The organism is Butyricicoccus sp. OF10-2 (genome assembly GCF_003481925.1).
GTDB classification, from domain to species: domain Bacteria; phylum Bacillota; class Clostridia; order Oscillospirales; family Butyricicoccaceae; genus Agathobaculum; species Agathobaculum butyriciproducens.
In genome coordinates this window covers 1-25,519 of the sequence record NZ_QUMC01000027.1, presented here as the reverse complement: position 1 = coordinate 25,519, position 25,519 = coordinate 1, and the positions used below count along the sequence as shown (strand labels likewise).

The window sequence follows — 25,519 nt, the reverse complement described above, 5'->3', positions numbered from 1 at the left end:
AGCAGCCTGTTCAGATTACCACTCCTTTGACCGGTTTATCACCATGTTTTCGAGTTATAGCGTTTCAGCAGAATCGGCAGCTGCGTCAGCATATCGCTCGGCGTCATGCCGTATTCGCTCAGCGCGTTCGCCGCCAAATCTCCGGCTCTGCCGTGCAGCCACGCCGCCGTACATGCCGCCCGAACCGCGTCAATGCCCTGTCCGCACAGCGAAACCAGCATGCCTGCCAGAACATCCCCGCTGCCGCCTTTCGCCATGCCGGGATTGCCCGAGGTATTGCGATAGCAGCCGCCGTCCGGCGTGAAAATGCGGGTGCGGTGTCCCTTGTAGAGCACAATGCACCGATAGTCCTGCGCGAACTGTGCCGCGTCCGCAGCGGTCGCATCCGGCTTGCCGCTGAGCCGTGCGAACTCGCCCGCGTGCGGCGTGAGCACGACCGGCTTTGCCGTTCGCCGCAATATATCCTTATGCCCGGCAATCGAATTTATGCCGTCCGCATCGAGTACAATCTGGCAGGCAGCTTTTTCAAGCAGGGTACGCACGATTTCGGTCAGCGTATCCGAACGGCCAAGTCCGCACCCGATGAGCAGCGCGTCCGCCTTTTCGGCAAGCGCAAGCAGCTTCGGCAGTGCGTCCATGGAAAACAACCCGTTTTCATCCTGCGGCATGGGCCGCACGACCGGCTCATTCAGCTTGACCGCCAGCACCGGCCACGCACCCTGCGGAACTGCCAGCGTCACAACGCCGCTTCCCATGCGGACCGCGCCCTGTGTCGAAAAATATGCCGCACCTGTATATCCTGCCGAGCCGCACACGCACAGAATGCGGCCGTAGTCGTTTTTATTTGTCTCCGGATTGCGCGAATGCAGTACGCCGTCCGCGAAGTCCTGGTTTATCTCAATCATATCGTTTCCTTTCAAGTCGAAGCCGCTGCCGCGTTCGCCTGCGCGTGCACTGCGTCGATTGCGAGGACGACCGCCAGCGCAAGTGTTTCGTCTGCGGAATCGGCAATGTCCAGCTGATAGCAGTCCCCCCAGGTGAACCACTCCTTGGAGATGGACACGATCTCGCGTCCGTTCTGCGTGATGCGGTACTCATGCGCCCAGAAATCACCCTCGATTGTCCAGTCGAGACCCTCGATCTCGTATTTTTCGTAGAAAAATGTAAGCCGCTTGACGATTTCCGCGCGTTCCACGCCGTCGATGTACACGAAGAACCGCGGCATCATACTGAACACCTTCTGCTGGATGAAGGCGGTCTCGTGTCCGGTCAAGTCGGTGACATACAGCTTCTTGCCCCACGAGAAAAACTCCCCCTCGACATGGTATTTGTCGGCGCCGGTTTCATCAAACACGGTAAACCGATCCACCCAGGAGAACACCTTTTGTTTGATATATAATTTCATATTGATCCCACCCCTCTTTTCTTACAGGATAACACGGCGTGTGCTGACCGTCAAGCACGGACGTTCTGCCGCGCTGCCGCATAGGCTGACACGAGGAGGTGATACTTTGGCGATCAAGATTTTTGTCGATCAGGGACACAATCCGTCCGGTCCGAACACCGGCGCGGAAGGCAGCGGTCTGCTCGAACAGGATGTGACCTACGCTGTCGGCGTGTATCTGGCTGATCTTCTGCGGGCAGACCCGCGGTTTGAGGTGCGGCTGAGCCGCACCTCACCCGAGGAAATCCTCGGCACAAGCAATGCCACCAGTCTGGCCGAGCGCGTGCGGCTGGCGAATGAGTGGCCTGCGGATTACTTCATCAGCATCCACTGCAACGCGAACGTAAATCCCGCCGTCAACGGCACTGAGGTGTATGTTTATCAGGAAAATACGCAGGCGTACTGGCTGGCGCAGCATGTGCTCGCCGGCATTGTTGCGCGTGTCGGCACACGCGATAACGGCGTGCGCATCCGTCCGAGCCTGTATGTCCTGCGGCGGACACAGATGCCTTCGATTCTGGTCGAGCTGGCGTATCTGACCAATGCTTCCGATGCGATGAAGCTGGAAAACGATCCGTTCGGGTTTGCACAGGGCATTTATAACGGTCTGCTCAATTATTTTGACTTTGAACCGTATTAAACAAAAAACGAGAGGTCTTTTGACCTCTCGTTCTATCTTTCTTAACGCACTTTACTAACGTCGCAGCTTTTCGCGCGTTAGCGCGCATTTAATAGAATTTGCAGTGCAAATTCCAAAAAAGCGGGAGCATGTATCTCGCTTTTTTGACTTCTGGAGGGAGAAAGTCTCCGTATGGGAACTTTCGGACGACTTTGGAACGGCCCACGGTCCGTTCCTCTTGTCGGCCAAACCGTGGTTTGGCGACAGCATCTTAAAATCCTCCGGTGACGCCTAAAACCTGTCCGGTAATGAAAGACGACTTATCCGAGCACAGATACAGAATGCTGTCCGCGACCTCGGCTGCCGCGCCGACTCTTCCGAGCGGTGTCTGATCGGCAAGCTCCTGCATGGTATCCGCACTGTGCATGGCGTTCATGTCGGTGTCGATCACGCCCGGCGCAATGCAGTTGACCCGGATATTGCTCGGGCCAAGCTCCTGCGCGAGCGACTTGCTCAGGCCGATAATCGCAGCCTTGCTCGCGGAATAATGGCTCTCGCAGGACGCGCCGCACTCCCCCCACATGGACGACACCGTGACGATGCTTCCCTTGTGGTTGTGCAGCATTTCGGGCAGCACGGCGCGAATCGTGCGCACCGTACCCATGAGATTGACATCCAGCATGCGCATCCAGTCCGCGTCGGTGATATTCTGGAACAGTTTCTGTTCGGCGATACCTGCATTGCAGACCACGGCATCGATCGTGCCGAACCGTGCCTTCCCTTCCGCGACCGCAAGTTCCACTGCCGCGGTATCCTGCTGATCGGCCAAAAGCGCCAGTGCGCCGGTCTCCCCAGCGAGCCTGTCCGCCGCTTCCCTGCTTTTGCTGTAAGTAAACGCGGTATTCCATCCGTTTTCGGCAAACGTGCGCACACAGGCGGCACCGATGCCGCGCGAGCCTCCGGTGATGAGAACAGTTTGCGCCATGTCAGATGGCAACCGTCTGCTGTGCCTCGAACAGACACTGGTTCAGATCCTTGCTCTGTGCTAGACCCTCCTCAATGTCGATATCGGTAACAATGTTGTTATCCGAAACAACAACGCGGTTGGTCTTGCCCTCCATCAGAGCGCGAACTGCAGCATAGCCCATGCGGGTCGCCATAACACGATCCATAGCAGACGGAGAGCCGCCGCGCTGGATATGGCCGAGGATGGTAACACGGGTATCGATGCCGGTAGCCTCGTGAATCTGGTCTGCAACGTCCTGTGCGGAGCCATAGCCCTCTGCTACGATGATGATATGGTGGTTGCGGCCCTTGATACGGCCGATGCGCATTCTCTCTACGATCTCGGTGTCGAAATCCAGCTGACGCTCGGGCAGGCAGATCGCGGTCGCGCCGACTGCACAGCCAACCTGCAGTGCCAGATGACCTGCACGGCGGCCCATGACCTCTACGACCGAGCAACGCTCGTGGGACTGCATGGTATCGCGCAGCTTATCGATGCACTCGATCGCAGTATTGCAGGCGGTGTCAAAACCGATGGTGTAATCCGAGCAGCCGATATCATTATCAATGGTACCCGGAACGCCGATGCACGGAACTCCCTTGCGGGAAAGCGCCTGTGCACCGCGGAATGTACCGTCACCGCCGCAGCAGATCAGGCCGTCAATACCGAGGTAACGGCAGGTGTCAGCCGCCTTCTGCAGACCTTCCTCGGTCAGCATTTCCTTGCAGCGTGCGGTGTACAGCATGGTGCCGCCCTTGCGGATAATGCCGTCTACACTGCGGGCACCCATCTCGATGATGTCACCGTTGATGAGACCGCTGTAGCCGCGGCGAATGCCAAGAACGGAAATATCGTGTGCGCTTGCGCTGCGGACTACCGAGCGAATAAGTGCGTTCATACCGGGTGCGTCGCCGCCGCTGGTAAGTACGCCGATTCTGCGAATTTGTTTATCCATGATAAAGCCTCCCTGTTGTCGGTTCTGTTTTCTTTCTTGGCGGCACAGTCGATGCCGCACTGACCTCTGTATTGCAGTTCTGTTTCCCTCTGCGGAAACCGTCTCTCTCCAAGGATAAGCACAGTCTCCTATTGTATTATAACATCTTCCTCGCGCAAGAGAAAGCGTAATTTTGTTAAAAATGCAATATCCGGTTTGCACCAGTACCGGCGGGCAGCGAGCGTCTTTTTCTTCGTGTCCATCGGGTAGAGATAGACCGGCGTATCGCCGGGCTGCGTGCGCAAAACCTCTTTAATCTGCGTCCATTCATCACCCTGCAGACTGGAAATACGCAGAAACAGCTTTTGCGGCGCCAGCTTCGCCGCCTGCGCATCGGTGTAGACCGATTTCTGCGTGCCCTTTTCGGCTGCTGCAGGCTCTCCACCGCACTCTCGGTGAGCGGCTGCGCCTCGTTCAGCAGCACCTTGGGCGCCTCGTCCTCTCGTGCGTCGATCTTACCGGTAAGCAGGACTGCGCTGTCCTCGGTGAGATATGCGCCGCACTGCTGCAGCGAACGCGGGAACACGACAAGTTCAATCGCCGCCGTGTCGTCCTCCGCGGTGACATATGCCATCATCGAGCCGTTCTTGGTCGATTTCAGACGCACCGCCGTGATAACACAGGCAAGCCGGACGGTCATGCCGTCCTTGTAGACCGGCTGGCTGCTCTCGCCCGTCAGGTCGTCGATGATCTGCTTGACAGAGGCAGCCTGCGCCTTCTGCGTCAGGCTGCGGTACTCGTCCATCGGGTGACCGGAGAGGTACAGACCGGTGGTCTCCTTCTCCATCGCCAGCAGTTCCCGCTTGGGTACTTCCGGAATGTTCGGCATCGCAATCTGCGTGTCGCGCACCTCGTCGTTGCCCATGCCGAACAGGTCCATCTGACCCTCGATGTTCTTCTTGCGGTTCTGTGCAATGGCATCTACTACGGGATTGACGATTTTCAAAAGCTGACTGCGGTAGTAATGCATGGAATCGAACGAACCCGCCTTGATGAGACTTTCGAGCGCTCTGCGGTTGAGTTCGCGGTCATACATGCGCTCGCAGAAATCCTGGAACGAGGTAAACAGGCCGTTCGCCTCTCGCTCCTCGACAAGCTGCTTCATAAACGAGCGTCCCACACCCTTGACCGCAGCAAGACCGAAACGGATATTCTCGCCCGCAACCGAAAACTCATCGTAAGACTCGTTTACGTCCGGCGGGAGCACCGCGATGCCCATATCACGCGCCGCCTGAATATACTCGGAGATCTTGTCCGAAACATCCAGAACGCTCGTCAGCAGCGCCGCCAGATATTCTCTCGGGTAGTGGCATTTGAGGTACGCCGTGCGGAACGACACGACCGCGTAGCAAACCGCGTGCGCCTTGTTGAACGCATAGTTTGCAAAATCCATGATCTCGTCAAACAGACTTGCCGCAACTGCTTCGGGCACGCCGCGCTTGATGGCGCCGTCAATGCCCAGCTCCTCGTTGCCGTAGATGAAGTTGACGCGCTCCTTTTCCAGCTCCTTCATCTTCTTTTACTCATGGCGCGGCGCACCATATCTGCCTTGCCGAGCGAATATCCCGCAAGGCTCTGGAACACCTGCATGACCTGTTCCTGATAGATCATACAGCCATAGGTGACGCTTAAAATCGGCTCGAGCAGCGGATGCTTGTACGTCACCTTTTCCGGATGGTGGCGGCACTCGATGTAGCGCGGAATGGACTGCATCGGGCCGGGTCGGTACAGCGCAACGACTGCGGTAATATCCTCGATGGACTGCGGGCGCAGACCGGTAACGACGTTGGTAATGCCCGCGCTTCCAGCTGGAATACGCCCATGGTCGAGCCCTTGCCAAGCATCTCGTAAGTCGCGGGGTCGCTCATATCCACGTTCTCGATGGAAAAATCCGGCGTGTGACGGCGAATCAGCTTTTCCGCGTCCGCGATAACGGTCAGGTTGCGCAGGCCGAGGAAGTCCATCTTGAGCAGACCGAGTTCCTCGATCGTCACCATCGTAAACTGCGTTACCATCTGGTCGCCGTTGCGCGACAGCGGAACGTAGGTGTCCACGGGGTCCTTGGTGATAACCACGCCTGCCGCATGCGTCGATGCGTTGCGCGGCATGCCCTCGAGCGCACGCGCCGTATCAATAAGCTCTTTGACCTGCGGCTGCTCGTCGTACATCTTTTTCAGCTCCGCGTTGATGGTCAGCGCCTTGTCGATCGTAATGTGCAGCTCATTCGGCACCTGCTTGGCGACAGCATCCACATCGTTGTACGGGATGTTGAGCGCACGGCCGACATCGCGGATGGCACCGCGGGCAGCCATCGTGCCGAACGTGACAATCTGCGCCACGCGGTCCTTGCCGTACTTGCGGGTAACGTACTCGATGACCTCCGGACGGCGAACATAGCAGAAGTCCACGTCGATATCCGGCATGGAGACACGCTCCGGATTCAAAAATCGCTCGAAGTACAGCGAATAGTGAATCGGGTCAAGGTCGGTGATAGCGAGGCAGTACGACACGATCGAGCCTGCTGCCGAGCCGCGTCCGGGTCCGACCGGAATGCCCTGACTTTTCGCGTAGCCGATAAAGTCGGACACGATGAGGAAGTAATCGACAAAGCCCATCTTGGCGATCATGTCGATCTCGTACTGCAGACGCTTGCGCACGGTGCCGTCGTCGTTCGGATAGCGTCTTGCGAAGCCTTCATCGCACAGCTTCTGCAGATATTCGAGCGAGGTGTAGCCGTCCGGCACATCGAATTCGGGCAGATGGTACTTTCCAAACTCGAACTCAACCTGACAGCGTTCTGCGATCTTTACCGTGTTGGCGAGTGCCTCCGGGTGCTCCGGAAACAGCGCCGCCATTTCGTCCGCATCCTTGATGTAGAACTCCTGCGTTTCAAACTTCATGCGGGTCGGGTCGTCCACGGTCTTGCCCATCTGAATGGACATCAGCACGTCCTGAATGCGCGCATCCGCCTTGGTGAGATAATGCGCGTCGTTCGTTGCCACCAGACCGATGTTCAGCTCCCTGGAAAGCTGGTACAGACCTTCATTGACTTTCTGCTGCAGCGGAATGCCGTGGTCCTGAATTTCAAGGTAGAAATGCTCCCGGTCAAAAATATCGAGGAACTGCTCGCAGAGGTCATACGCGCCGTCCATATCACCGTCCGCCAGCGCACGCGGAATCGCGCCCGCCAGACACGCAGACAGACAAATCAGACCTTCGCTGTGCGCGCGCAGCAGCTCCATGTCGATACGCGGCTTCATGTAAAAGCCCTCGGAGAAACCGCACGACACCATGTGGATGAGGTTGCGGTAGCCGGTCATGTTCTCGCACAGCAGGATGAGGTGCGTGTGCCACTCGCCGTTGATGTAGCTGCGGTCAAAGCGCGAATGCGGCGCCAGATACACCTCGCAGCCGATGACCGGATGGATCCCCTTCGCCTTGCAGGCGCGGTAAAAGTCGATCACGCCGTACATGACGCCATGGTCGGTCAGCGCGCAAGAGGTCTGCCCCAGCTCTGCCACACGGTCCACCAGCTTTTCGATACGGCAGGCGCCGTCCAGCAGGCTGTATTCGCTGTGGACATGCAGATGTGCAAATGGTACCAATTTAGTCCTCCTTTTCTGCAAGCTCAATGATCTTTTTCAGACGGTGGCTCAGTCCCGGTTTGGAGATAGGCGGGTCAAAGCGCTGCGCCAGCTCGGACAGGCTGTCCGTCGGGTATTCCAGACGCAGGCGCACAGTCTCCCACAGGTTGCCCGGAAATGCATCCTCCCCCTGCCGGTCGATCAGCGCCTGAATCGCCGCAATCTGCCGTGCCGATGCATCGGCAGCCTTCATCATGTTCGCGGTCTCACAGTTGACCTGCCGGTTGATCGTGTTGCGCAGATTCTTCTCTACCTTGGCCTGCATCAGCTCCATCGCCGCGTGCGGCGCACCGATGCGCGTGAGGAAATCCTCCGCGCTTGCACCATCCTTGAAGTACAGCAGATACGCGCTGCCGCGCCGTGCCTGCTTGGGCGATAAACCTAAATCGAGCATCAGACTTGTCTCCTCGCCCGACAGACTCTGGTGGGTGGTTTTCAGCTCGAGATGGCTTTTCTTGTCCGGTCCCGCGACCGTGCCGCCCATGAGGAAGGCGCCGCGCAGGAAGGACGCAATGCAGCAGTCCTCCTCGAGCAGATTGCGGTTGATGTGGTAGGTGATGTGGCTCTTGCAGTCGTAGCCGAGCGCGTCAAACACGCGTCCGATCTGCGCCGGTTCGGTGAGCACAAGCTGCTGCTTGCGGCCTGCCTTCTGCGGCTCGCACTCGACAAAAAACGCGCGCTGCAGCAGCGCCTGCAGGCGACGGACAACGGTCATGTTCTCTGCCGACAGCCGTATCTCCTTGTGCGAAAAAACCGAGGCATGGAGCAGTGCGCCGTAAATCTCGGCACGCGTGCAGCAGGTACGCTGCATGGATACCCGGCACAGCTCGTTTTTAACCTCGGTTGAAAAAGACATATATTCTCTCCGTTCTGTACAGCACGCTTCGCCTGTCCGGAACGAAGCGGGTTTATCTCTGGTAATCGCGGTGCATGGTTACTACACCGTATTCCTTCCTGCGCAGGTGTTCGCTCAGCGCCTCGGTGATAGCGACCGAGCGGTGCTTGCCGCCGGTGCAGCCGATGCTGATGATCAGATTCGCCTTGCCTTCCGCGATATAGCGCGGCAGCAGAAAGTCGATCATGCCCGTCAGGTAGCGCATCAGCACATCCGCCGTACCGCCGCGGAACACATAATCGCGCACCTCCGGATCGGTGCCGTTGCGCTCGCGCAGGCTCATTTCGTAATAGGGATTGGGCAGGAAACGCACATCAAACACAAGGTCGCTCTCGGGCGGAATGCCGTACTTGAAGCCGAACGACTGCACGATGACCTCGAACACCTCTCCGCTCTCGGTGCCGGAAAACAGCGTCAGCAGACGCTCGCGCAGACCGGCGGCAGACAGTCCGGTGGTGTCCACCACAAAGTCGGCACGGTCGCGCAGACCGGACAGCATTTCACGTTCCTTTTCGATGGCGGCTGTCATGGACATGCCCTTTTCCATCAGCGGATGCTTGCGGCGCGTTTCCTTGTAGCGGCGGATGAGCGTCGGCGTGTCCGTGTTGAGGAACAGGATGCGGTAATCGCAGCCCATGCTCTTGATCGAATCCAGCGAATCAAACAGCTGCTGAAAATCGCCGCCTGCACGCACATCGGTGACGAGCGCCACACGTTCATAGCGTTCGGTTGCCGCCAGACAGATCTCCGCGAAGCGCGGTATGAGGGAGATCGGCAGATTATCGACGCAGTAATAGCCTAAGTCCTCAAGCGTGGCGACCGCGCGGCTCTTGCCTGCGCCCGACATACCGGAAATGATCAAAAAATACATGTTACCTTTCCCCCTGCCCTGTGTTTCTGCTGTGATAACGCCGCCGAGCGGCGCTGCTGATTATTTTACGATGCGCACCTCGCACTCCAGCTCCACGCCGAACTGCTCGCGCACCCTGTTCTGCACCAGTTCGATCAGGCGCAGCATGTCATCGCATGTTGCACCGCCGCGGTTGATAAGAAATCCCGCGTGCTTTTCCGAAACCTGTGCCGCGCCGACGCTCGTGCCCTTGAGACCGGCCTGCTCGATAAGCTGGCCCGCAAAGTGTCCCACGGGACGCTTAAAGGTCGAGCCTGCCGACGGGAAATTGAGCGGCTGTTTGTCGCGTCTGCGCTGCGCGAAATCGTTCATCTTATCCAGAATCGCCGCCGAATCGCCGTTCTGCAGCTGCATGGTCGAACGGAGCACCGTCCAGTCCGGATGCTTGCGGAACACGCTCGTGCGGTAGTCGAAGCCGTGCTCATCGCCCTTGAGTGTACAAATGTTGCCTTCGCCGTCCACGAACTCGGTCTCCTGCACAATACCGGCCATCGTGCCGTCATACGCACCCGCATTCATGTAAACCGCGCCGCCCAGACTGCCCGGAATGCCGCCGGCGAACTCGGCTCCGGTCAGACCGGAACGCTGTGCGCGGCGGGCAATGCGGCTGAGCAGCGCGCCCGCCTCGGCAGAGACGGTGTTATCCTCATTTACGCGGACTTCATCCAGCTCGGATGTGCAAACAACCGCACCGCGGATGCCCGCATCGGCCACCAGCATGTTGGAGCCGTTGCCGAGCAGCAGGAACGGAATATTGCGCTCACGCAGTACGGCAAGTGCCGCGGTCAGTTCCCTGCGGGTCTTCGGCTGCACGAACAGGTCGGCCGGTCCGCCGATGGCGAACGTGGTATGGCGGCGCATGAGTTCGTTTTCTGCAATATCTATTTCAGGTGCGGCCTCTCGCAATGCCGCGATGCAATCCTTAATATGCTCCATAAGGCGTTTAATCCTCCAAAAATCTATATAAAAAGTTTAAGTGGTATACCCTCGGAATTCCTGCCGCGTCATGCGGCGGCGCATCGAAGGTCCGGCACCGGGAGCAGGCTCCGGTTTGTCCTGCCGTGCCGTTTTGGTTTTTGCTTTACTGTTTATTATAACAAATGTAGATGGGATGCGCAATCAGTCCGAGCGGGTTTCCGCAGATTTTTTCGGTTAAAAATCGGTTTTCTCTATGCGGCACCGGCTGACCGGGGTACATGAACCGCATAAGCGGTTCGCCCCTAACGGGCGGCTCCTGTTCTCTGCACCGACTGAGCGGGGCACTCGAACTGCCGCAGGCGTGTTCGCCCTGACGGGGCGGCTCCTTTCTCTGCACCGGTTGAGCGGGGTACTCGAACTGCGTTAGCGTGTTCGCTCCTAACGGGCGGGAGGTTTTTCGCTTGAAATCAAGCGAGGAGTTGCGCTCTGCGGAGCGCGGGGATTCGCCGCGCCCCGCGGCAGGGCAAGAGGGTAGACACCTGCGGTTTCTACCCTCTTAACTCCCGTTTCCCTTTATTTCTTAGTCTGGCGCAGATTGCCGACATGTGACCGCTTCGAAATGGGGGAACGGCAGTCGGGTTACTCTTGCGTTTGTTTCGCAAAATATTCGCAGTTCACAGACAGCGTACCGCTACACATACGGTTAAATCCACGCAAGCGCGACATACCCGTGTCGCGCAACTCGTAAGTCTGGAGATTATGGACGGCACCTACGAATCTATCTATTTAGCAGCATTTATCCTCGTAGGTGCTGTCTATCATAACGCGCTGACGAGTTGCGCGGCACTGTTATGTCGCGCCTGCTTAGATGAAATCACATGTGTAGCAGTAATTTATCTGACGCTACGAATATGTCTCGACATGGGAGCACACTGTGCTCCCCTACGGTAGAAAAAATCCTCTGCCGTTCCCTTATTTCGCAGCGGTCACATGTCGACAATCTGCGCCAGACCATCCAAGGGAAAGGGGTGATTCACAAGAGGGTGGAAACCGCAGGTGTCTACCCTCTTGTGCGCCCGCGCGGCGTCAGCGCAGGTTGTCTACCCTCTTGTGCCCCTGCCAGGCAGGCAAGATTCCGTTCGCTTCACAAGCGACACTCTGCCGTACTGCATCAGAACGCAAAAGAGGAACACTTCTAACTCGCAGTGTCCCTCTTTGCGCATATTACTGGTTTTTGTTTTCCTGATTTTTCCGCTGTGCAGCATTTGCCGCACGGCGGCGTTCTTTTGCACTCACCGGAGGCGTTGTCTCCTGCGCTTCAACGAACGCGTGTGTCTCCGGGTCGATGCGCTTATGCCCGCGATAGTCGTTCGTATCCACGGACAGACCGCGCTTTTTCAGCAGATGATTGATCTTCTCGGTCAACACGCTGTACAGCACGGCAAACAGCGGCACGCCGATCACCATGCCCGCGAAGCCCATCACGCCGCCGAACAGCAGAATGGCGAACATGACCCAGAAGCTCGACAGTCCGGTGGCGTTGCCGAGGATTTTCGGTCCGAGGATATTGCCGTCAAACTGCTGCAGCAGCAGCACAAAAATGACGAAATACAGCGCCTGCACCGGACTGATGACCATGATCAGAATGGTGCTCGGAATCGCACCGATGAACGGCCCGAAAAACGGGATGATATTGGTCACGCCGATGATAACCGCAATCAGGAGCGCGTACGATGTCGGCATGGTCATCCAGCCGAACGAGATCATAAGACGCATACCGATAAAGCACAGCACGCCGATGATCGACGAGTCCATCAGCTTGCCGGTAATGAAGCCGCCGAACACGCGGTGGATATGCGCCACACGAGCCATGATGGCATTCGCCTTTTCAACCGTGAACAAGCTATACGTCATCTTTTTCGCCTGTGCGCAGAAGGTGTCCTTGCTGTTGAGAATGTACAGTGCGATAATGACACCGATCAGCAGGTTCATCAGCACATTTACGGTCGTAACAACGCCGCTCATCATGCTGCCGAGCTGCGGCAGCAGGTCATTTTGCGCCCAGTTCATCATCTGTGCGGAGAACTGATCGTACAGGCGCATGAAGCTGTGCTCAAGTTCCGGGTTGTTGTGCAGCAGCGACGCTACCCAGCCGGATATCTCGTTCATATACAGGTCCATCGAGTCTACCAGCGAGGTGATACTCGTGACCAGCTGCGGCAGCACCATCCACAGCAGCACGCCTACAACCGCCAGACCGAAGGCCAGCGTCAGCGCACTGCACAAACCCTTGGCAAGCCGTGTGCCGTTTTTAAATTTATGCGACATCGGCGGCTGCAGATTGCGGTACAGCATGTTGAACACCGGCATGAGCAGGTACGCCATCACAAAGCCGTAGATAAACGGGCTGAGGATGCTGAAAAATTTCTTGATTACGCCCCAGATTATTGTCATGCGGAACAGCACGAACACGACCAGTACGCAGGCTACAATGACACCTAACGCAGTCAGCCCCCACTCAATATAGTGCGGCTGCAGGTCAAGCCGGGACTTTTTTTCCTGATTGGGATCTTCCAACAATAAACTCCTTCCTGTCAGCTGTCAGAGGATGAAAACGAAGATTGAATACGCTTAGTCCTCATCCTCATCAAAGAACACGCGCCACAGCAGGTACAGCCACGTTGCGGCAAACGCTGCAAAGATGATCGCGCGGAACTTCTTGAAAAATTTAGAGAAGCAGGTGCCCAGCCACAGACCGAACGACAGCAGGCAGGTCTCGTAGATGAAGAACTCGATGAGCGAGAAGCCGCGGATCTTTTCGGTCGCGGTATTCATAAAGCGTCCTGCCTGATCACAGGCGTCGCCTGCGGTGTGCAGCATCTGCTCGGCACGGCTGCGCAGTGCATCGCGGTCGATACTGTCCAGATAGTTTTTCATAGCTTGTTCTCTCCTTTTCGTTTCACCGTATTGCGCGGACGTGCTGTCCGTCTGTGCTCCCTGGGTTTTGGGTCCCCGGCGATGCTGCACGGCGTTTTCCCCATCGAGGAAATCCGGCCGAGCCGCATGCCGATTTTTTCTGCCAGTGCGTCGGCGTCCGCGCTGCTCGTCCTGCGCAGAGCCGCCTGCAGGATCAGTCCCGCAGCCCGCGCATCCGATCCAGCCTCGTGGTGGTTCAGGTCGATGTGCAGCGCGGCGGATACCGTATCCAGTTTATGATTTTCCAGCTCAGGCCATACCCGCTTGGACACCTTTACCGTGCATAAGTACCGGCATTCGGGCATTTTCAGTCCGTAATGCGCCAGACAGCTGCAAAGCACATTCGTATCGAACATAGCGTTGTGACACACGATGACGCTGCCCTCCGCGATGTCGGCGAGCGGCTCCCACACCTCGGCGAACGACGGTGCGTCCGCGACCATCTTCTCCTTGATGTGGTTGACGCGAACATTGCCCCAGTGGAACTTGCCCACGCATTCCGGCGGACGGATGAGCGAGATTTTCTCATCCACCAGCTGATTATCCTCAAACACGCTTGCGCCGAGTGCGCACGCGCTCAGCGGCGAGGCGTTTCCGGTCTCGAAATCCAGTGCAAGATATCTCATTGCAGCGCCTCCCGTCCTGCCGCGTCTGCGCGTTCCTTCGCCGCGAGCAGCAGTCTGTACAGCGGCGCAAGCTGCCGCATAGTCTTCATCATGAACGGAACAAACGTGCCGTCCAGCACCGGAGCAAAGTCCTCACTGTTTGTGTAATCCACGCCGATCTCCTTGCGGTTCAGCCAGTCCTGATATTCCGGCTTTGCGTCCGGGAATTTCGGGCGCTTGTACATCTCGCCCGCGAGGTGCACCTGCGGACAGCTGTTCACCGCACGAAAGGCGTCAAGGAACAGCCTGTCTTCTGCGAGGATCATTTCGCGCAGCGCTTCCATTTCGCCTCTGCCCCACGCGCCCCAGCAGCCGAAGGCCCAGTATTCGGGATGCAGTTCAAAGTAGTATGCGGGAACGGATTCGCGTTCCCGTCGTGCTCTGCGGAAGAACAGCCACATGTTCGCCCGGTAGAGCGTCTTATCCTTGGTATATCGGGTATCGCGCCGCACGCGGGATACCATGCGGGACGGCACGGTGACGAACTGCGGGTCGATCTTGACCATCTCCGGCGTCATTTCTGCGATCAGTTCGTGAAAGGGCCGGATGGATAACCGCTTGATCTCGTCCTTGTGTGCATCGTAAAATTCTTTGCTGTTTTGCAGGCGATTCAGTTGCAGAAGATCCACGCCTTCTGCGGAAAAACCGTGAAATGCCATTTGTGTTGTTAGCCACCTTTTTGTTTTTGACGATTGTAAATCGTCGTTCAGGCATAGAAATACCTAAGTATATTTTACCGCGTTTTTTCATTTTCTGCAACAGGAGTTTGACAGTTTTCCGTTCATAACACGTTAATCTCCCTGTGTATTTGTGCAATTTGTTGACCGCCGCTTGACAGAAAGGGTTGTTCCCTGCCGAAAATTCTGGTATACTGAGGATAAGTATATTGATAGAAAAAGGTGGAACGATCATGCTTACTGCTGCTAAAAAGGAATTTATCGAATTTATGATGAGTGCCGACGTACTGCGCTTCGGCGATTTTACAACCAAATCCGGCCGAAAGACCCCGTATTTCGTCAACACCGGCAACTACAAGACCGGTCTGCAGAACTCCCGTCTGGGTGAGTTTTACGCAGCTCTGGTCAAGGAGACCGTCGGCGATCAGTTCGACGCAATGTTCGGTCCGGCGTACAAGGGCATCCCGCTTGCTACCTCGGTTTCCGGTGCGCTGGCCCGCAATTACGGCATCGACAAGCCGTTCTTCTTCAACCGCAAGGAGGCGAAGGACCACGGCGAAGGCGGCAATATCGTCGGCTACAAGCCGCAGGACGGCGACCGCGTGATCATCATCGAGGATGTAATCACCGCAGGCACCGCTATCCGCGAGACCATGCCGGTGCTGCAGGCCTGCGCAGATGTGAAGGTTACCGATATGTTCATTTCGGTAAACCGCTGTGAGGTCGGCCAGAACCCAGGCAAGACCGCTGTTATGGAGGTCGGCGAGGAGTTCGGCATCAAGGTGCACGCACTTGTCACCGTGCAGGATATCCGCGAGTATCTTGCGGATAAGGAGGAGTATGCTCATCTGCTGCCGCTGATGGATGCTTATATGAAGCAGTATTGCGTATTTTAACTATCGCGGCACAATCGCATAAGAAAAAAGAACGCTCGATGGAGCGTTCTTTTTGTTTGCCTTTTTTCCACTAAGCACCGCCCATTTCGGGCGGTGCTTTCATTTTATCTCACTTTTCCGCCTGCAAAGTCTGCAAAAACTTACGCATCCTGCGGCAAGCCTCGCGCAGATGGTTCATCGAGTACGAATACGAAATACGCACATGACCCTCGCCGCTCTCGCCGAAGGCGCTGCCCGGAATGACCGCGACCTCCTGCTCGTGCAGCAGTCTCTCGCAGAATTCGTCACTCGACAGACCGGTGGACTCGATCGACGGGAACATATAGAACGCGCCCTGCGGCTCAAAGCACTCAAGGCCCATGGAACGCAGCTCGCCGAGCAGGTAGCGGCGGCGCAGGTCATACTGCTCGCGCATGCGCTCGATGTCGTCCTCACCGGTGCGGATAGCCTCAATGCCCGCGAACTGCGCGGTCGTCGGCGCGGACATAATACCGAACTGATGAATCTTGCAGATGTGGCGCATCAGCTCCTTCGGACCCATTGCCCAGCCGAGACGCCAACCGGTCATCGCATAGGACTTGGAGAAACCGTCCACAACAATGGTGCGCTCCTTCATGCCGTCCAGCTCCGCAAAGCAGACGTGGCGATCCGGGCCGTAGGTCAGGCTGTTGTAAATCTCATCCGACAGCACGATGATATTCGTGTCCTTGATAACCGTCGCAATCGCCTGCAGCTCATCGCGCGTCATGATCGCGCCGGTCGGGTTGTTCGGGTACGGCAGGATGAGCAGCTTGGTGCGCGGCGTAATAGCGGCGCGCAGACTGTCCGCCGTCAGCTTGAACTGGTCCTCCGCGCGGGTCGGCAGCGGCACCGGAACACCGCCTGCCATCTGCGTCAGCGGCTTGTAGCATACAAAACTCGGCTCCGGAATGAGCACCTCGTCACCCACGTTGACAATCGCACGGATGGTGTTGTCGATCGCCTCAGAGCCGCCGACCGTCACAAGGATCTCCTTGTCCGCATCGTAGCACAGGCGGTACTTGCGGCGCACGAGCGCGGCAATCTGATTGCGCAGCTCGGCAAGACCCCAGTTGGAGGTATAGAAGGTCTGTCCTTTTTCCAGAGACTGAATGCCGGCGCGGCGAATCTGCCACGGCGTTTCAAAATCCGGCTCGCCCACACCGAGCGAGATCGCGTGCGGCATTTTAGCCGCCAGTTCAAAAAAGCGGCGAATGCCGGAAGGCTGTACCTCTTTTACACGCGCAGAGAGAATCTGCTCGTAGTTCACCATGCCATGACCTCTCTCTTATCGCTGTCTGCCGGGTCAAATTCCACACTGTTGTCCTTGTATTTTTTGAGGATGAAATGCGTACCGGTGGACAGCACGTTCTCCATCGGCGCCAGCTGCTCGGAGACAAAGCGGGCAACCTCGCGCATGGTGCGTCCCTTGATGATAACGGTCAGATCGAAGCCGCCGCTCATCAGATACACGCTCTCCACCTGATGGTGCGAATAGATCTGACGGGCGATCTCATCAAAGCCCATACCCTTCTGCGGGGTGATCTTGACCTCGATGAGTGCGGTTACGCTCTCCTTGGATGTTTTATCCCAATCGACCACGGTCTTGTAGCCGAGGATCGTCGAATTCTTCTCATACGCGTTGATCGCAGCAGCCACGTCCTCCTCGGTCTCACCGAGCATCGCGGCCAGCTGTGCCGGAGTCAGACGCGCGTCCTGCGCCAGCAGATCAAGCAGCTTTTCAGGGTTTTTCATAATAAATGACCTCCCTTTTTCGTTTTTCAAGAATTACTTTATTATAGCACTGCGGTGCAGTTCTGTCTACGCTTGGAGCAGAAATTTTGCGATTGCGGAATAGAGAATTAAAAGAAGTCCGAAAAATTTTCGGACTTCTTTTCATGACGCAAAAATCAACGAACCACAGCGCCCTGATCTGCAGAGGTGACCAGACGCGAATAGCGGTACAGCCAGCCGGACTTGACATTCGGCTCACGCGGAACGTACTTGGCACGGCGTGCCTCCAGCTCCTCGTCGGAAACATTGACATTTACCTTGCTGTTCGGAATATCGATGGAGATGATATCGCCTTCCTGCACCAGACCGATCTCGCCGCCGGAAGCAGCCTCCGGCGAAACGTGACCGATGGATGCGCCGCGGGACGCACCGGAGAAACGGCCGTCGGTGATGAGCGCAACCGTAGTATCCAGCTTCATGCCGGCCAGCGCAGAGGTCGGGTTGAGCATCTCGCGCATGCCCGGACCGCCCTTCGGGCCTTCGTAGCGGATGACAACAACGTCACCCGGCACGATCTTGCCGTTGTAGATGGCGGAAATTGCGTCCTCCTCGCAGTCGAACACGCGTGCCGGACCTTCGTGCACCATCATTTCCGGCGCAACTGCCGAACGCTTGACAACGCAGCCGTTCTTTGCGATGTTGCCCCACAGAACAGCGATGCCGCCGGTCTGCGAATACGGATTCTCGAGCGGACGAACGACCTCCGGATTCTTGTTGACAACGCCCTCAAGGTTCTCGCCGACCGTCTTGCCGGTGCAGGTGATGAGCGACAGGTCGAGGAAATCACGCTTGGTCAGCTCCTTCATGATGGCCGGAACACCGCCCGCCATGTAAAGCTGCTCAATGTGGTGCGGGCCTGCCGGAGCCAGATGGCAGATGTTCGGCACCTTGCCGGACAGTTCGTTCAGGGTCTCAAGCTGCAGCGGAACGCCTGCTTCGTTTGCGATTGCCAGCAGGTGCAGAACCGAGTTGGTCGAGCAGCCGATCGCCATCTCACAGGTCAGCGCGTTGCGGAATGCTGCCGGCGTGAGGATGTCGCGCGGCTTGATGTCCTTCTCGATCAGCTCCATGATCTTCATGCCGGCGTGCTTTGCCAGATGAATACGGGCAGCCGAAACCGCCGGGGTCGTGCCGTTGCCCGGCAGCGCCATGCCGATGGCTTCAGACAGGCAGTTCATCGAGTTTGCGGTGTACATGCCTGCGCATGAGCCGCAGCCCGGGCAGGAATTGCACTCGGCTTCGTAGAAAGTCTCCTCGTCCATCATGCCGGCCTTGTAGGCGCCGACCGCCTCGAAGGTCTTGGACAGGGATACCTCCTCACCGCCGAAATGGCCTGCCAGCATCGGGCCGCCGGAAACCAGAATGGACGGAATATTCAAACGGGCAGCCGCCATCAGCATACCGGGAACGATCTTGTCGCAGTTCGGGATGAGCACCAGACCGTCCAGCTGGTGCGCCTGTGCCAGCGTCTCTACGCTGTCCGCGATCAGTTCACGGCTTGCCAGCGAGTACTTCATGCCGATGTGACCCATGGCAATGCCGTCGCATACGCCGATGGCCGGAACGAGCACCGGCGTACCGCCAGCCATGCGAACGCCCGCCTTAACCGCATCCGCGATCTTATCGAGGTTGATGTGGCCCGGAATGATCTCGGAATACGCCGAAACCACGCCGATGATCGGCTGCCTGATCTCCTCATCGGTCATACCGCAGGCACGCAGCAGCGAACGGTTCGGCATGCGCTCGGGTCCTGCGGTGATGTTATCACTTCTTCTCACAGGGAATTCCTCCTTTGAAAGCAGTCCAGCAGACTGCCTGATAGAAAAAACGGGCGGACGGGAAAATCCGTCCGCCCGTTCGGGGTAGCTATAAACTTCACACTTTTGCACTTATGATGCCTTCCGGCAACCGCAACTGGACAGTTGCGGCATAAAATCGGTGCACGAAGTGTGCCGTAAAAAGTCAGGGCGTGTACCTGACTTTTTACACCCCGACTCAGCGCCCGTGGGGCGCGTCATTGGGGTATCAACCCATGGTTTCTACGGAACCATGGGTTGTATATAGGGAGTTTTGAACTCCCCTATAGAAATAATGAGAAGCTGCGCTTCGAATTATTTCTTCAGCCAGCTCATCATGCCGCGCAGCTTCTTGCCGGTCTCCTCAAGCTCGGTGTCTGCTTCCAGAGCACGGGTAGCGAGGAACTTGGCACGACCGCCTGCACGGTTCTCCTGAATCCACTCGGATGCGAAGGTACCGTCCTGGATCTCGCGCAGGATCTTCTTCATCTCCTTGCGGGTCTCCTCGGTGATGATGCGCTTGCCGGTGCGGTAATCACCGTACTCAGCGGTATCGGAGATGGAGTAACGCATCTTAGCGAAGCCGCCCTCGTTGATCAGGTCAACGATCAGCTTCATCTCGTGAACGCACTCAAAGTAAGCGTTCTCCGGAGCGTAGCCAGCCTCAACCAGAGTCTCAAAGCCAGCCTTCATCAGCTCGCAAACGCCGCCGCAGAGGACAGCCTGCTCACCGAACAGGTCGGTCTCGGTCTCGGTCTTGAAGGTGGACTCGAGGATGCCGGCACGGCCGCCGCCGATACCGCAGGCGTATGCCAGAGCGATGTCCATAGCCTTGCCGGAAGCGTCCTGATATACGCAAGCCAGATCCGGAACACCCTGACCCTCTTCGTATGCACGACGAACGATGTGACCCGGGCCCTTCGGAGCAACCATGATAACGTCAACGTCAGCCGGCGGAACGATCTGCTTGAAGTGGATGTTGAAGCCGTGAGCGAAAGCCAGTACGTTGCCCGGCTTCAGGTTCGGAGCGATAACGTCCTTATAGATGTCAGCCTGCTTCTCATCCGGAGTCAGCATCATGATGATATCGCCTGCTGCTGCTGCCTCAGCCGGAGTCATAACCTCCAGACCGTAGTCCTTCGCCTTCTTCTCATGCTTGGAGCCTGGGCGCAGACCAACTACAACATGTACACCGGAATCCTTCAGGTTCATTGCGTGAGCATGACCCTGGGAACCAAAGCCGATGATTGCAACGGTCTTGCCGTCGAGCAGAGACAGGTTGCAGTCTGCGTCATAAAACATCTTTACCATTTTTATTTCCTCCTAAAAATTTATAAAGAGTCAATTATATGAATCAGCAGTCAGTAATCAGTGATTGCAAGGGGCTTCCTCCCCGGTTATGAAACATTTCTCCGGCGCGGCAGCGCTTTTCATTCCCAATTTCTAACTCCTAATTAACCAAGATTATTTTTCGATTGCCGTAACGCCCGAACGGCTCATCTCGAGAATCTTAAAGTTCGAGATGACGTCGAGAAAGGCATCGATGCGGCTCGGCACTTCGGACAGCTCGATGATGATCTCGCTCTCCTGTGTTTCTACGACCCGTGCGCCGTACAGGTCGCACAGCTGGCGGATATCATTTCGGACGCTCACGTCCGGCGTATGCAGCTTGACGAATACCAACTCGCTGCAGCAGGAGCTGTCCTCCTCAAGATGTACAACACGCATGACCTCCTCGAGCTTCGCAAGCTGTTTCATGATCTGCTCAAGCACCATATGGTCGCCCTGCACGATGATAGACATGCAGGAAACCTTCGGATCAGTCGTGGCCGAAACAGTCAGCGAGTCGATGTTGTAGCCGCGGCGGCCAAACAGGCTGGATACGCGTGCCAGAACACCGGCGTTGTTCTGTACGGTGACAGAAAGGATATACTTTTCCATGATTTCTCCTTCCTTATTCCGTTACAAGATCGTCAACCGTGCCGCCTGCCGGAATCATCGGCAGGACGCGCTCGTCCTTGTCGATCTGTGCGTCGATCAGCACAGGACCGGTTCGCTTCACCGCTTCCCGCAGCGCGTCGCGCAGCTCGGCGATATTGGTAACACGGACGCCGCGTGCGCCGAAGGCATCGGCCAGTTTGACGTAATCTGTCTTGCGGTGCGGATCGGTCTGCGAGTAACGGCTGCCATAGAACATGGTCTGCCACTGACGCACGTTGCCGAGCACGCGGTTATTCATAATGATCGTGATCACCGGCAGGTTATAGGAAACCGCGGTGCAGATTTCGTTAAGATTCATGTGGAACGAGCCGTCGCCCGTGATGTGGACAACCGTTCTGTCCGGGAAGGCCACCTGCGCACCGAGTGCCGCGCCGTAGCCGAAGCCCATCGTACCCAGACCGCCGGACGTCAGGAACTGACGAACGTGCTTGCGGCCGTTGTACTGTGCACTCCAAAGCTGGTGCTGACCAACGTCGGTTGCGATGATGGTGTCCTCCGGGGTCTCCTCCGCAACCGTGCGGAGCAGCTGGTGCGGATGGATAACGCTCTCATCGTCCTTCGGCACATAGTCGAGCTTTGTCTGCCACTCGGCAATCTGCGCGCGCCATGCGTCGTGCTTTGCCTCCTTGATATACGGCATAACCTTTTCGAGGAAGGTCTCCGCATCGGAAACAATGGCATAGTCAACGCCGATGTTCTTATTGATCTCCGCGTTGTCAATGTCAACGTGGATAACCTTCGCCGACGGTGCAAAACGCTTGGTGTTGGTCGCAACGCGGTCGGAGAAGCGGGCGCCGATGCAGACCAGCAGGTCACAGCGCTCAACCGCCCATGCGGCGGAAACCGTGCCGTGCATGCCGATCATGCCGAGGCTGAGCGGCTCGGTATCCGGGATACAGCCGATGGCCATCATGGTGTGCGCCGACGGAATATCCGCCTTGCGCTGCAGCTGCAGCAGCATGTCGCCTGCGTCAGAGGTTTCAACACCGCCGCCGTAATAGATCATCGGACGCTCGGAGGCGGCGATCATATCCGCTACGGTCTGCAGCTCTTCGTCCGAAATCTCGTAGGTCTCGTTGATCTCAACCTTGCCCTTCGGGATAAACTCACACTTAGCGGCGGTAATATCCTTCGGGATGTCGATCAGCACCGGACCCGGACGTCCGGAAGCGGCAATGCGGAACGCATCGCGCACGGTGTCCGCCAGATCCTCCACATCGCGCACAACGAAATTGTGCTTGGTGATCGGCATGGTGATGCCGGCAATGTAAACCTCCTGAAAGGAATCACGGCCGATGAGGCTGGTGCCGACGTTGCCGGTGATGGCAACCATCGGGATGGAATCCATATACGCGGTAGCAATACCGGTTACAAGGTTGGTCGCACCCGGTCCGCTCGTTGCCAGGCAGACGCCTACCTTGCCGGTCGCACGGGCGTAGCCGTCCGCTGCGTGTGCCGCGCCCTGTTCGTGCGCGGTCAGGATATGTCGAATGCGGTCGCTGTTTTTGTAAAGTGCGTCATAGATGTTCAAAACCGCACCGCCGGGATAACCAAAAATGGTATCAACTCCCTGCTCTACAAGTGCGTCGATCAGAATCTCTGCGCCGTTCTTTACCATTGCGAATCCGCCTCCTTTCTCTCATTTCAACATAGCATACATACTTATGCAGCAGCCGGATAACGATTGCCGCAAGATACCGTATAAACAAAAAAGCCCTTGTCTCACAAAGAGACAAAGACCAAAAACTCTGCGGTACCACTCTTTTTGCCACACTGCCCTGTACGGCGGCATGACCACTCACCTGATCGTTTAACGCAGATCATGCGGGATAACTTACACTGAACCCTGTTTCATTTCATTTCAGCAATCCGGCTCCCGGAGGACTTTCGCACTTTCCGTTTCCCACTGTCTTACACCAGCCGACAGCTCTCTATCATGGGTCCGGGACGCTACTTTTCCGTTCGCAGCCTGTATCTTTTTGAATGTTGTTTATATTATAAAGGCGTTTCCTCAGAATGTCAACGTCTTTCCGACTGCAAATATGCGAAAACTGTCGTGCATATTTCTTTGTTTTTTCGCCATACTACACAATGCCAAACATATACAGTTTTCACTCTGGTAAACTGTGCGATTTTCACAAGCGAAGGAGGTGCGGGCGTATGGCAGTGCCGCTGCTGCGCACGCTGATTTTATACTGCGCGGTCATCTGCGCCGTGCGGCTGATGGGTAAACGGCAGATCGGCGAACTGGACCCGTCCGAGCTGGTCGTTACCATTCTGGTATCCGATCTGGCGGCTGTGCCCATGCAGGATTTAGGGATTCCGCTGCTCTCCGGTCTGGTGCCGATCGCCACGCTCGTGGTGCTCGAGATTTTCCTCAGCTTCGCCGCACTCAAAAGCCGCAGATTCCGGCGGCTGCTGAACGGTCAGCCGGCCATCATCATTCGCAGGGGACAGCTCGATATTGGCAAGCTGCGGCAAATGCGGCTGACGACCGACGAGGTGATAGAGACACTCCGCAAACAGAACGTTGCAGCCGTGTCCGATGTGAAATACGGCGTCATCGAGCCGGACGGCACGCTGACGGTTATCCTCAAGCAGCCGCAGCAGCCGGTCACGGCGGAAATGCTCGGCATTACGCCCAAGGATACCGGTCTGCCGCTTGTAGTCGTGTCGGACGGCAAGGTGGTTCCGCGCTCGCTCGAGCTGCTGCACCTCTCCCCTGCAGATATCGAGCGGCGGCTGAAAAACCAGAGTATCGCGGTCGAGGACGTGTTCCTGATGACGCTCGACGACTGCGGCAACACGTTCCTGCAGAAAAAGGAGGGCCGCGCATGAAGCGATTGCTGACGGCTGCCGTGCTGTGTACCGTGCTCATCCTCGGCAGTGTATGGAGCGTAAAAGCCGTGGATAACACGGCACAGGCGGTCGCCCTCGACGTAGAGAACGACCGCCTGAATAAAGCGCGGGAGACATGGGACGCAGCACAGACTCTGCTCGGCGCTCTGCTGCTGCACAGCGAGATTGATCAGGCTGACCGGCTGTTTGACCGTATGCTTGCCGCGCAGCAAAACGGCTTGACGGACGAATTTTCGCTTGACCGCGCAGAGCTGCTCGCTCAGCTGAGGCATTTGCCGGAGGTGCAGCGTCCGACGCTTAAAAATCTGTTTTAAGGCAACACCGCACAATTAAAGCTGCGGCGCTTTGCGGAAATTTTGTGTCCTGACTTTGGCTTCGGTTCCTTGCGCGAGTTCCGTCCGCGCTGCCGAAGTTTCACGGTAATACATCAAGTATTACCGCAAAACTGCGCCTCGTCAGTACGCAAAATTTGCTCGCAAATCGCTCTTGTTCAATTATGCGGTATTGCCTTAACGGTATTCACGCACCTGCACGGACAGACCGTCCGGATCGTAAACGTAGAAATAGCGTGCGTCCGGCTCCGGCTGACGGATATCGGACGGATTCATGCCGTGCAGGACGGCACGCTCATGTGCACTGGCGATATCCTCCGTACCGAAGCAGAGGAACATACCGGACGCCTTGACGGTCTCGCCCTCCGGCATGCCGATCAGCTCCAGCTGGGTTTCGCCGTTGGCGTTCTGCAGATAAGCAATGCTGCCGCCGTTCGCGGAGAACTGCGTGTGAATCTTGAGCTCGGTGAGCGTCTGGTAAAAATGCAGCGACTTCTCGAAATCGCGCACACGGAGCGCTAAATGGTGGATGTGCATAGCAGGCACCTCGTTTCGTTGTTTTGTTTTATTGTACAAAGCAGAGTCAGCCTGTGTCAATAGGGAAATTCCGGAGATTAGCGCTACACATACGGGCTACTCTGCGCAGGCGCGGCACAAGGTGAATTGCCCGTAGGGCAAGAGAAGGTCCCCTGGGGGATAACAGTGTCGCGCGATTTTTTCCCGTTATACCGGAAGGCACCTGCGAATTTAGGCGTTTGGTGCAATTTATCCTCGTAGGTGCTGTCTATAATAACGCGCTCACGAGTTGCGCAACACGGGTATGTTGCGCCTGCTTAGATGAAATCGCATGTGTAGCAGTAATGTATCTGACCCTGCGAACAGTTTGCGAAAGACACGGAAGAAAAAATCCTCTGCCGTTCCCTTTTTCGAAGCGGTCACATGTAGGCAATCTGCGCCAGACTATCCAAGGGAAAGGTAGGAGTTCAAAGAGGAAGGAAAACCGCAGGTTGTCCTTCCTTTTTGCCCCCGCCGCGGGGCGCGGCACGCTCCTGCCGCAGCGGCGGCGAATCTCCCG

23 protein-coding genes, 1 pseudogene and 1 other annotated feature are annotated in these 25,519 nt (G+C 56.9%); of the genes and pseudogenes, 4 read left to right on the top strand and 20 right to left on the bottom strand.

The window, feature by feature from the left end; translation table 11 throughout:
* Positions 1–38: 38 nt before the first annotated feature.
* Positions 39–905, bottom strand: coding sequence for an NAD(P)H-hydrate dehydratase (locus tag DXB00_RS12845; protein ID WP_119215016.1), 867 nt, complete (start codon positions 903–905; stop codon positions 39–41).
* Positions 906–916: 11 nt separating this feature from the next.
* On the bottom strand, positions 917–1,405 hold the full coding sequence (locus tag DXB00_RS12840) for an LURP-one-related/scramblase family protein (RefSeq protein ID WP_117487840.1): 489 nt from the start codon (positions 1,403–1,405) through the stop codon (positions 917–919).
* Between the two features lie 106 nt (positions 1,406–1,511).
* Here DXB00_RS12840 and DXB00_RS12835 point away from each other — a divergent pair, with 106 nt between their 5' ends.
* A complete protein-coding gene (locus tag DXB00_RS12835) occupies positions 1,512–2,084 on the top strand; it encodes an N-acetylmuramoyl-L-alanine amidase family protein (protein ID WP_119215015.1) in 573 nt (190 codons plus the stop codon).
* Positions 2,085–2,334: 250 nt separating this feature from the next.
* Here the strand turns inward: DXB00_RS12835 and DXB00_RS12830 are convergent, their stop codons facing one another.
* From DXB00_RS12830 to DXB00_RS12785, 11 genes and pseudogenes are all read right to left on the bottom strand, one after another.
* Positions 2,335–3,048 carry an SDR family NAD(P)-dependent oxidoreductase gene (locus DXB00_RS12830; RefSeq protein WP_118729580.1) on the bottom strand — a complete coding sequence of 238 codons (714 nt, stop codon included), beginning with the start codon at positions 3,046–3,048 and terminating at the stop codon, positions 2,335–2,337.
* Position 3,049: 1 nt separating this feature from the next.
* Positions 3,050–4,024 (bottom strand): 6-phosphofructokinase, encoded by a 975-nt coding sequence (pfkA, locus tag DXB00_RS12825; protein ID WP_117751128.1) that lies wholly within the window; start codon positions 4,022–4,024, stop codon positions 3,050–3,052.
* A gap of 175 nt (positions 4,025–4,199) precedes the next feature.
* A complete protein-coding gene (locus DXB00_RS17395) occupies positions 4,200–5,576 on the bottom strand; it encodes a helix-hairpin-helix domain-containing protein (protein WP_243107226.1) in 1,377 nt (458 codons plus the stop codon).
* A pseudogene (gene dnaE / locus DXB00_RS17390) lies at positions 5,573–7,668 on the bottom strand (DNA polymerase III subunit alpha). The gene DXB00_RS17395 and the pseudogene dnaE overlap by 4 nt, the downstream one beginning before the upstream one ends.
* A gap of 1 nt (position 7,669) precedes the next feature.
* Positions 7,670–8,563, bottom strand: a complete 894-nt coding sequence (whiA, locus tag DXB00_RS12815) for a DNA-binding protein WhiA (protein ID WP_117487846.1) — start codon at positions 8,561–8,563, stop codon at positions 7,670–7,672.
* A gap of 52 nt (positions 8,564–8,615) precedes the next feature.
* Entirely contained in the window at positions 8,616–9,473 is an 858-nt protein-coding gene (gene rapZ / locus DXB00_RS12810; RefSeq protein ID WP_118479466.1) for an RNase adapter RapZ, read from the bottom strand.
* A 60-nt stretch (positions 9,474–9,533) separates the two neighbouring features.
* Complete coding sequence (gene murB, locus DXB00_RS12805) at positions 9,534–10,448, bottom strand: UDP-N-acetylmuramate dehydrogenase (RefSeq protein WP_110437063.1); 915 nt, start codon at positions 10,446–10,448, stop codon at positions 9,534–9,536.
* A gap of 1,206 nt (positions 10,449–11,654) precedes the next feature.
* Positions 11,655–13,007, bottom strand: coding sequence for an AI-2E family transporter (locus tag DXB00_RS12800; RefSeq protein WP_118729576.1), 1,353 nt, complete (start codon positions 13,005–13,007; stop codon positions 11,655–11,657).
* Between the two features lie 54 nt (positions 13,008–13,061).
* On the bottom strand, positions 13,062–13,367 hold the full coding sequence (locus DXB00_RS12795; protein WP_118729575.1) for a hypothetical protein: 306 nt from the start codon (positions 13,365–13,367) through the stop codon (positions 13,062–13,064).
* Positions 13,364–14,032 (bottom strand): 3'-5' exonuclease, encoded by a 669-nt coding sequence (locus DXB00_RS12790; protein ID WP_118285266.1) that lies wholly within the window; start codon positions 14,030–14,032, stop codon positions 13,364–13,366. The genes DXB00_RS12795 and DXB00_RS12790 overlap by 4 nt, the downstream gene beginning before the upstream one ends.
* Positions 14,029–14,730, bottom strand: a complete 702-nt coding sequence (locus DXB00_RS12785) for a DUF2461 domain-containing protein (protein ID WP_118729574.1) — start codon at positions 14,728–14,730, stop codon at positions 14,029–14,031. Before DXB00_RS12785 ends, DXB00_RS12790 begins: the two co-directional genes overlap by 4 nt.
* Before the next feature lie 251 nt (positions 14,731–14,981).
* Here DXB00_RS12785 and pyrE point away from each other — a divergent pair, with 251 nt between their 5' ends.
* A complete protein-coding gene (gene pyrE / locus DXB00_RS12780; protein ID WP_116705106.1) occupies positions 14,982–15,644 on the top strand; it encodes an orotate phosphoribosyltransferase in 663 nt (220 codons plus the stop codon).
* A 109-nt stretch (positions 15,645–15,753) separates the two neighbouring features.
* Here the strand turns inward: pyrE and DXB00_RS12775 are convergent, their stop codons facing one another.
* The 6 genes from DXB00_RS12775 to ilvB form a co-directional block, all read right to left on the bottom strand.
* Complete coding sequence (locus tag DXB00_RS12775) at positions 15,754–16,935, bottom strand: pyridoxal phosphate-dependent aminotransferase (RefSeq protein WP_116705107.1); 1,182 nt, start codon at positions 16,933–16,935, stop codon at positions 15,754–15,756.
* Positions 16,929–17,417, bottom strand: a complete 489-nt coding sequence (locus DXB00_RS12770; protein WP_118361494.1) for an Lrp/AsnC family transcriptional regulator — start codon at positions 17,415–17,417, stop codon at positions 16,929–16,931. The genes DXB00_RS12775 and DXB00_RS12770 overlap by 7 nt, the downstream gene beginning before the upstream one ends.
* Before the next feature lie 155 nt (positions 17,418–17,572).
* A complete protein-coding gene (ilvD, locus tag DXB00_RS12765) occupies positions 17,573–19,234 on the bottom strand; it encodes a dihydroxy-acid dehydratase (protein ID WP_270384433.1) in 1,662 nt (553 codons plus the stop codon).
* A 333-nt stretch (positions 19,235–19,567) separates the two neighbouring features.
* A complete protein-coding gene (gene ilvC, locus DXB00_RS12760; protein ID WP_118361496.1) occupies positions 19,568–20,563 on the bottom strand; it encodes a ketol-acid reductoisomerase in 996 nt (331 codons plus the stop codon).
* Between the two features lie 153 nt (positions 20,564–20,716).
* On the bottom strand, positions 20,717–21,193 hold the full coding sequence (ilvN, locus tag DXB00_RS12755) for an acetolactate synthase small subunit (protein WP_118729573.1): 477 nt from the start codon (positions 21,191–21,193) through the stop codon (positions 20,717–20,719).
* Between the two features lie 13 nt (positions 21,194–21,206).
* The gene (ilvB, locus tag DXB00_RS12750) at positions 21,207–22,871 is read right to left on the bottom strand and encodes a biosynthetic-type acetolactate synthase large subunit (protein WP_118729572.1); all 1,665 of its coding nucleotides are present in this window, start codon (positions 22,869–22,871) and stop codon (positions 21,207–21,209) included.
* Positions 22,872–22,978: 107 nt separating this feature from the next.
* Positions 22,979–23,228 (bottom strand) — a binding site (T-box leader).
* 185 nt (positions 23,229–23,413) lie between these two features.
* Here ilvB and DXB00_RS12745 point away from each other — a divergent pair.
* Positions 23,414–24,091: a DUF421 domain-containing protein gene (locus DXB00_RS12745; protein ID WP_158578321.1), complete on the top strand. Its 678-nt coding sequence runs from the start codon at positions 23,414–23,416 to the stop codon at positions 24,089–24,091.
* Entirely contained in the window at positions 24,088–24,426 is a 339-nt protein-coding gene (locus DXB00_RS12740; protein WP_118729570.1) for a DUF4363 family protein, read from the top strand. The genes DXB00_RS12745 and DXB00_RS12740 overlap by 4 nt, the downstream gene beginning before the upstream one ends.
* A gap of 195 nt (positions 24,427–24,621) precedes the next feature.
* Here the strand turns inward: DXB00_RS12740 and DXB00_RS12735 are convergent, their stop codons facing one another.
* Positions 24,622–24,981: a VOC family protein gene (locus DXB00_RS12735; protein WP_116705112.1), complete on the bottom strand. Its 360-nt coding sequence runs from the start codon at positions 24,979–24,981 to the stop codon at positions 24,622–24,624.
* Positions 24,982–25,519 lie beyond the last annotated feature (538 nt).

Bases quoted from the DNA above. Each gene is read 5' to 3' on its own strand.
- DXB00_RS12775 (WP_116705107.1), bottom strand. From the start codon at position 16,935: ATGGTGAACTACGAGCAGATTCTCTCTGCGCGTGTAAAAGAGGTACAG.
- DXB00_RS17395 (WP_243107226.1), bottom strand. From the start codon at position 5,576: ATGAAGGAGCTGGAAAAGGAGCGCGTCAACTTCATCTACGGCAACGAG.
- whiA (WP_117487846.1), bottom strand. From the start codon at position 8,563: ATGTCTTTTTCAACCGAGGTTAAAAACGAGCTGTGCCGGGTATCCATG.
- DXB00_RS12740 (WP_118729570.1), top strand. From the start codon at position 24,088: ATGAAGCGATTGCTGACGGCTGCCGTGCTGTGTACCGTGCTCATCCTC.
- DXB00_RS12795 (WP_118729575.1), bottom strand. From the start codon at position 13,367: ATGAAAAACTATCTGGACAGTATCGACCGCGATGCACTGCGCAGCCGT.
- DXB00_RS12770 (WP_118361494.1), bottom strand. From the start codon at position 17,417: ATGAAAAACCCTGAAAAGCTGCTTGATCTGCTGGCGCAGGACGCGCGT.
- DXB00_RS12745 (WP_158578321.1), top strand. From the start codon at position 23,414: ATGGCAGTGCCGCTGCTGCGCACGCTGATTTTATACTGCGCGGTCATC.
- ilvN (WP_118729573.1), bottom strand. From the start codon at position 21,193: ATGGAAAAGTATATCCTTTCTGTCACCGTACAGAACAACGCCGGTGTT.
- DXB00_RS12830 (WP_118729580.1), bottom strand. From the start codon at position 3,048: ATGGCGCAAACTGTTCTCATCACCGGAGGCTCGCGCGGCATCGGTGCC.
- ilvC (WP_118361496.1), bottom strand. From the start codon at position 20,563: ATGGTAAAGATGTTTTATGACGCAGACTGCAACCTGTCTCTGCTCGAC.
- DXB00_RS12845 (WP_119215016.1), bottom strand. From the start codon at position 905: ATGATTGAGATAAACCAGGACTTCGCGGACGGCGTACTGCATTCGCGC.
- pyrE (WP_116705106.1), top strand. From the start codon at position 14,982: ATGCTTACTGCTGCTAAAAAGGAATTTATCGAATTTATGATGAGTGCC.
- pfkA (WP_117751128.1), bottom strand. From the start codon at position 4,024: ATGGATAAACAAATTCGCAGAATCGGCGTACTTACCAGCGGCGGCGAC.
- DXB00_RS12785 (WP_118729574.1), bottom strand. From the start codon at position 14,730: ATGGCATTTCACGGTTTTTCCGCAGAAGGCGTGGATCTTCTGCAACTG.
- ilvB (WP_118729572.1), bottom strand. From the start codon at position 22,871: ATGGTAAAGAACGGCGCAGAGATTCTGATCGACGCACTTGTAGAGCAG.
- DXB00_RS12735 (WP_116705112.1), bottom strand. From the start codon at position 24,981: ATGCACATCCACCATTTAGCGCTCCGTGTGCGCGATTTCGAGAAGTCG.
- rapZ (WP_118479466.1), bottom strand. From the start codon at position 9,473: ATGTATTTTTTGATCATTTCCGGTATGTCGGGCGCAGGCAAGAGCCGC.
- DXB00_RS12790 (WP_118285266.1), bottom strand. From the start codon at position 14,032: ATGAGATATCTTGCACTGGATTTCGAGACCGGAAACGCCTCGCCGCTG.
- murB (WP_110437063.1), bottom strand. From the start codon at position 10,448: ATGGAGCATATTAAGGATTGCATCGCGGCATTGCGAGAGGCCGCACCT.
- DXB00_RS12840 (WP_117487840.1), bottom strand. From the start codon at position 1,405: ATGAAATTATATATCAAACAAAAGGTGTTCTCCTGGGTGGATCGGTTT.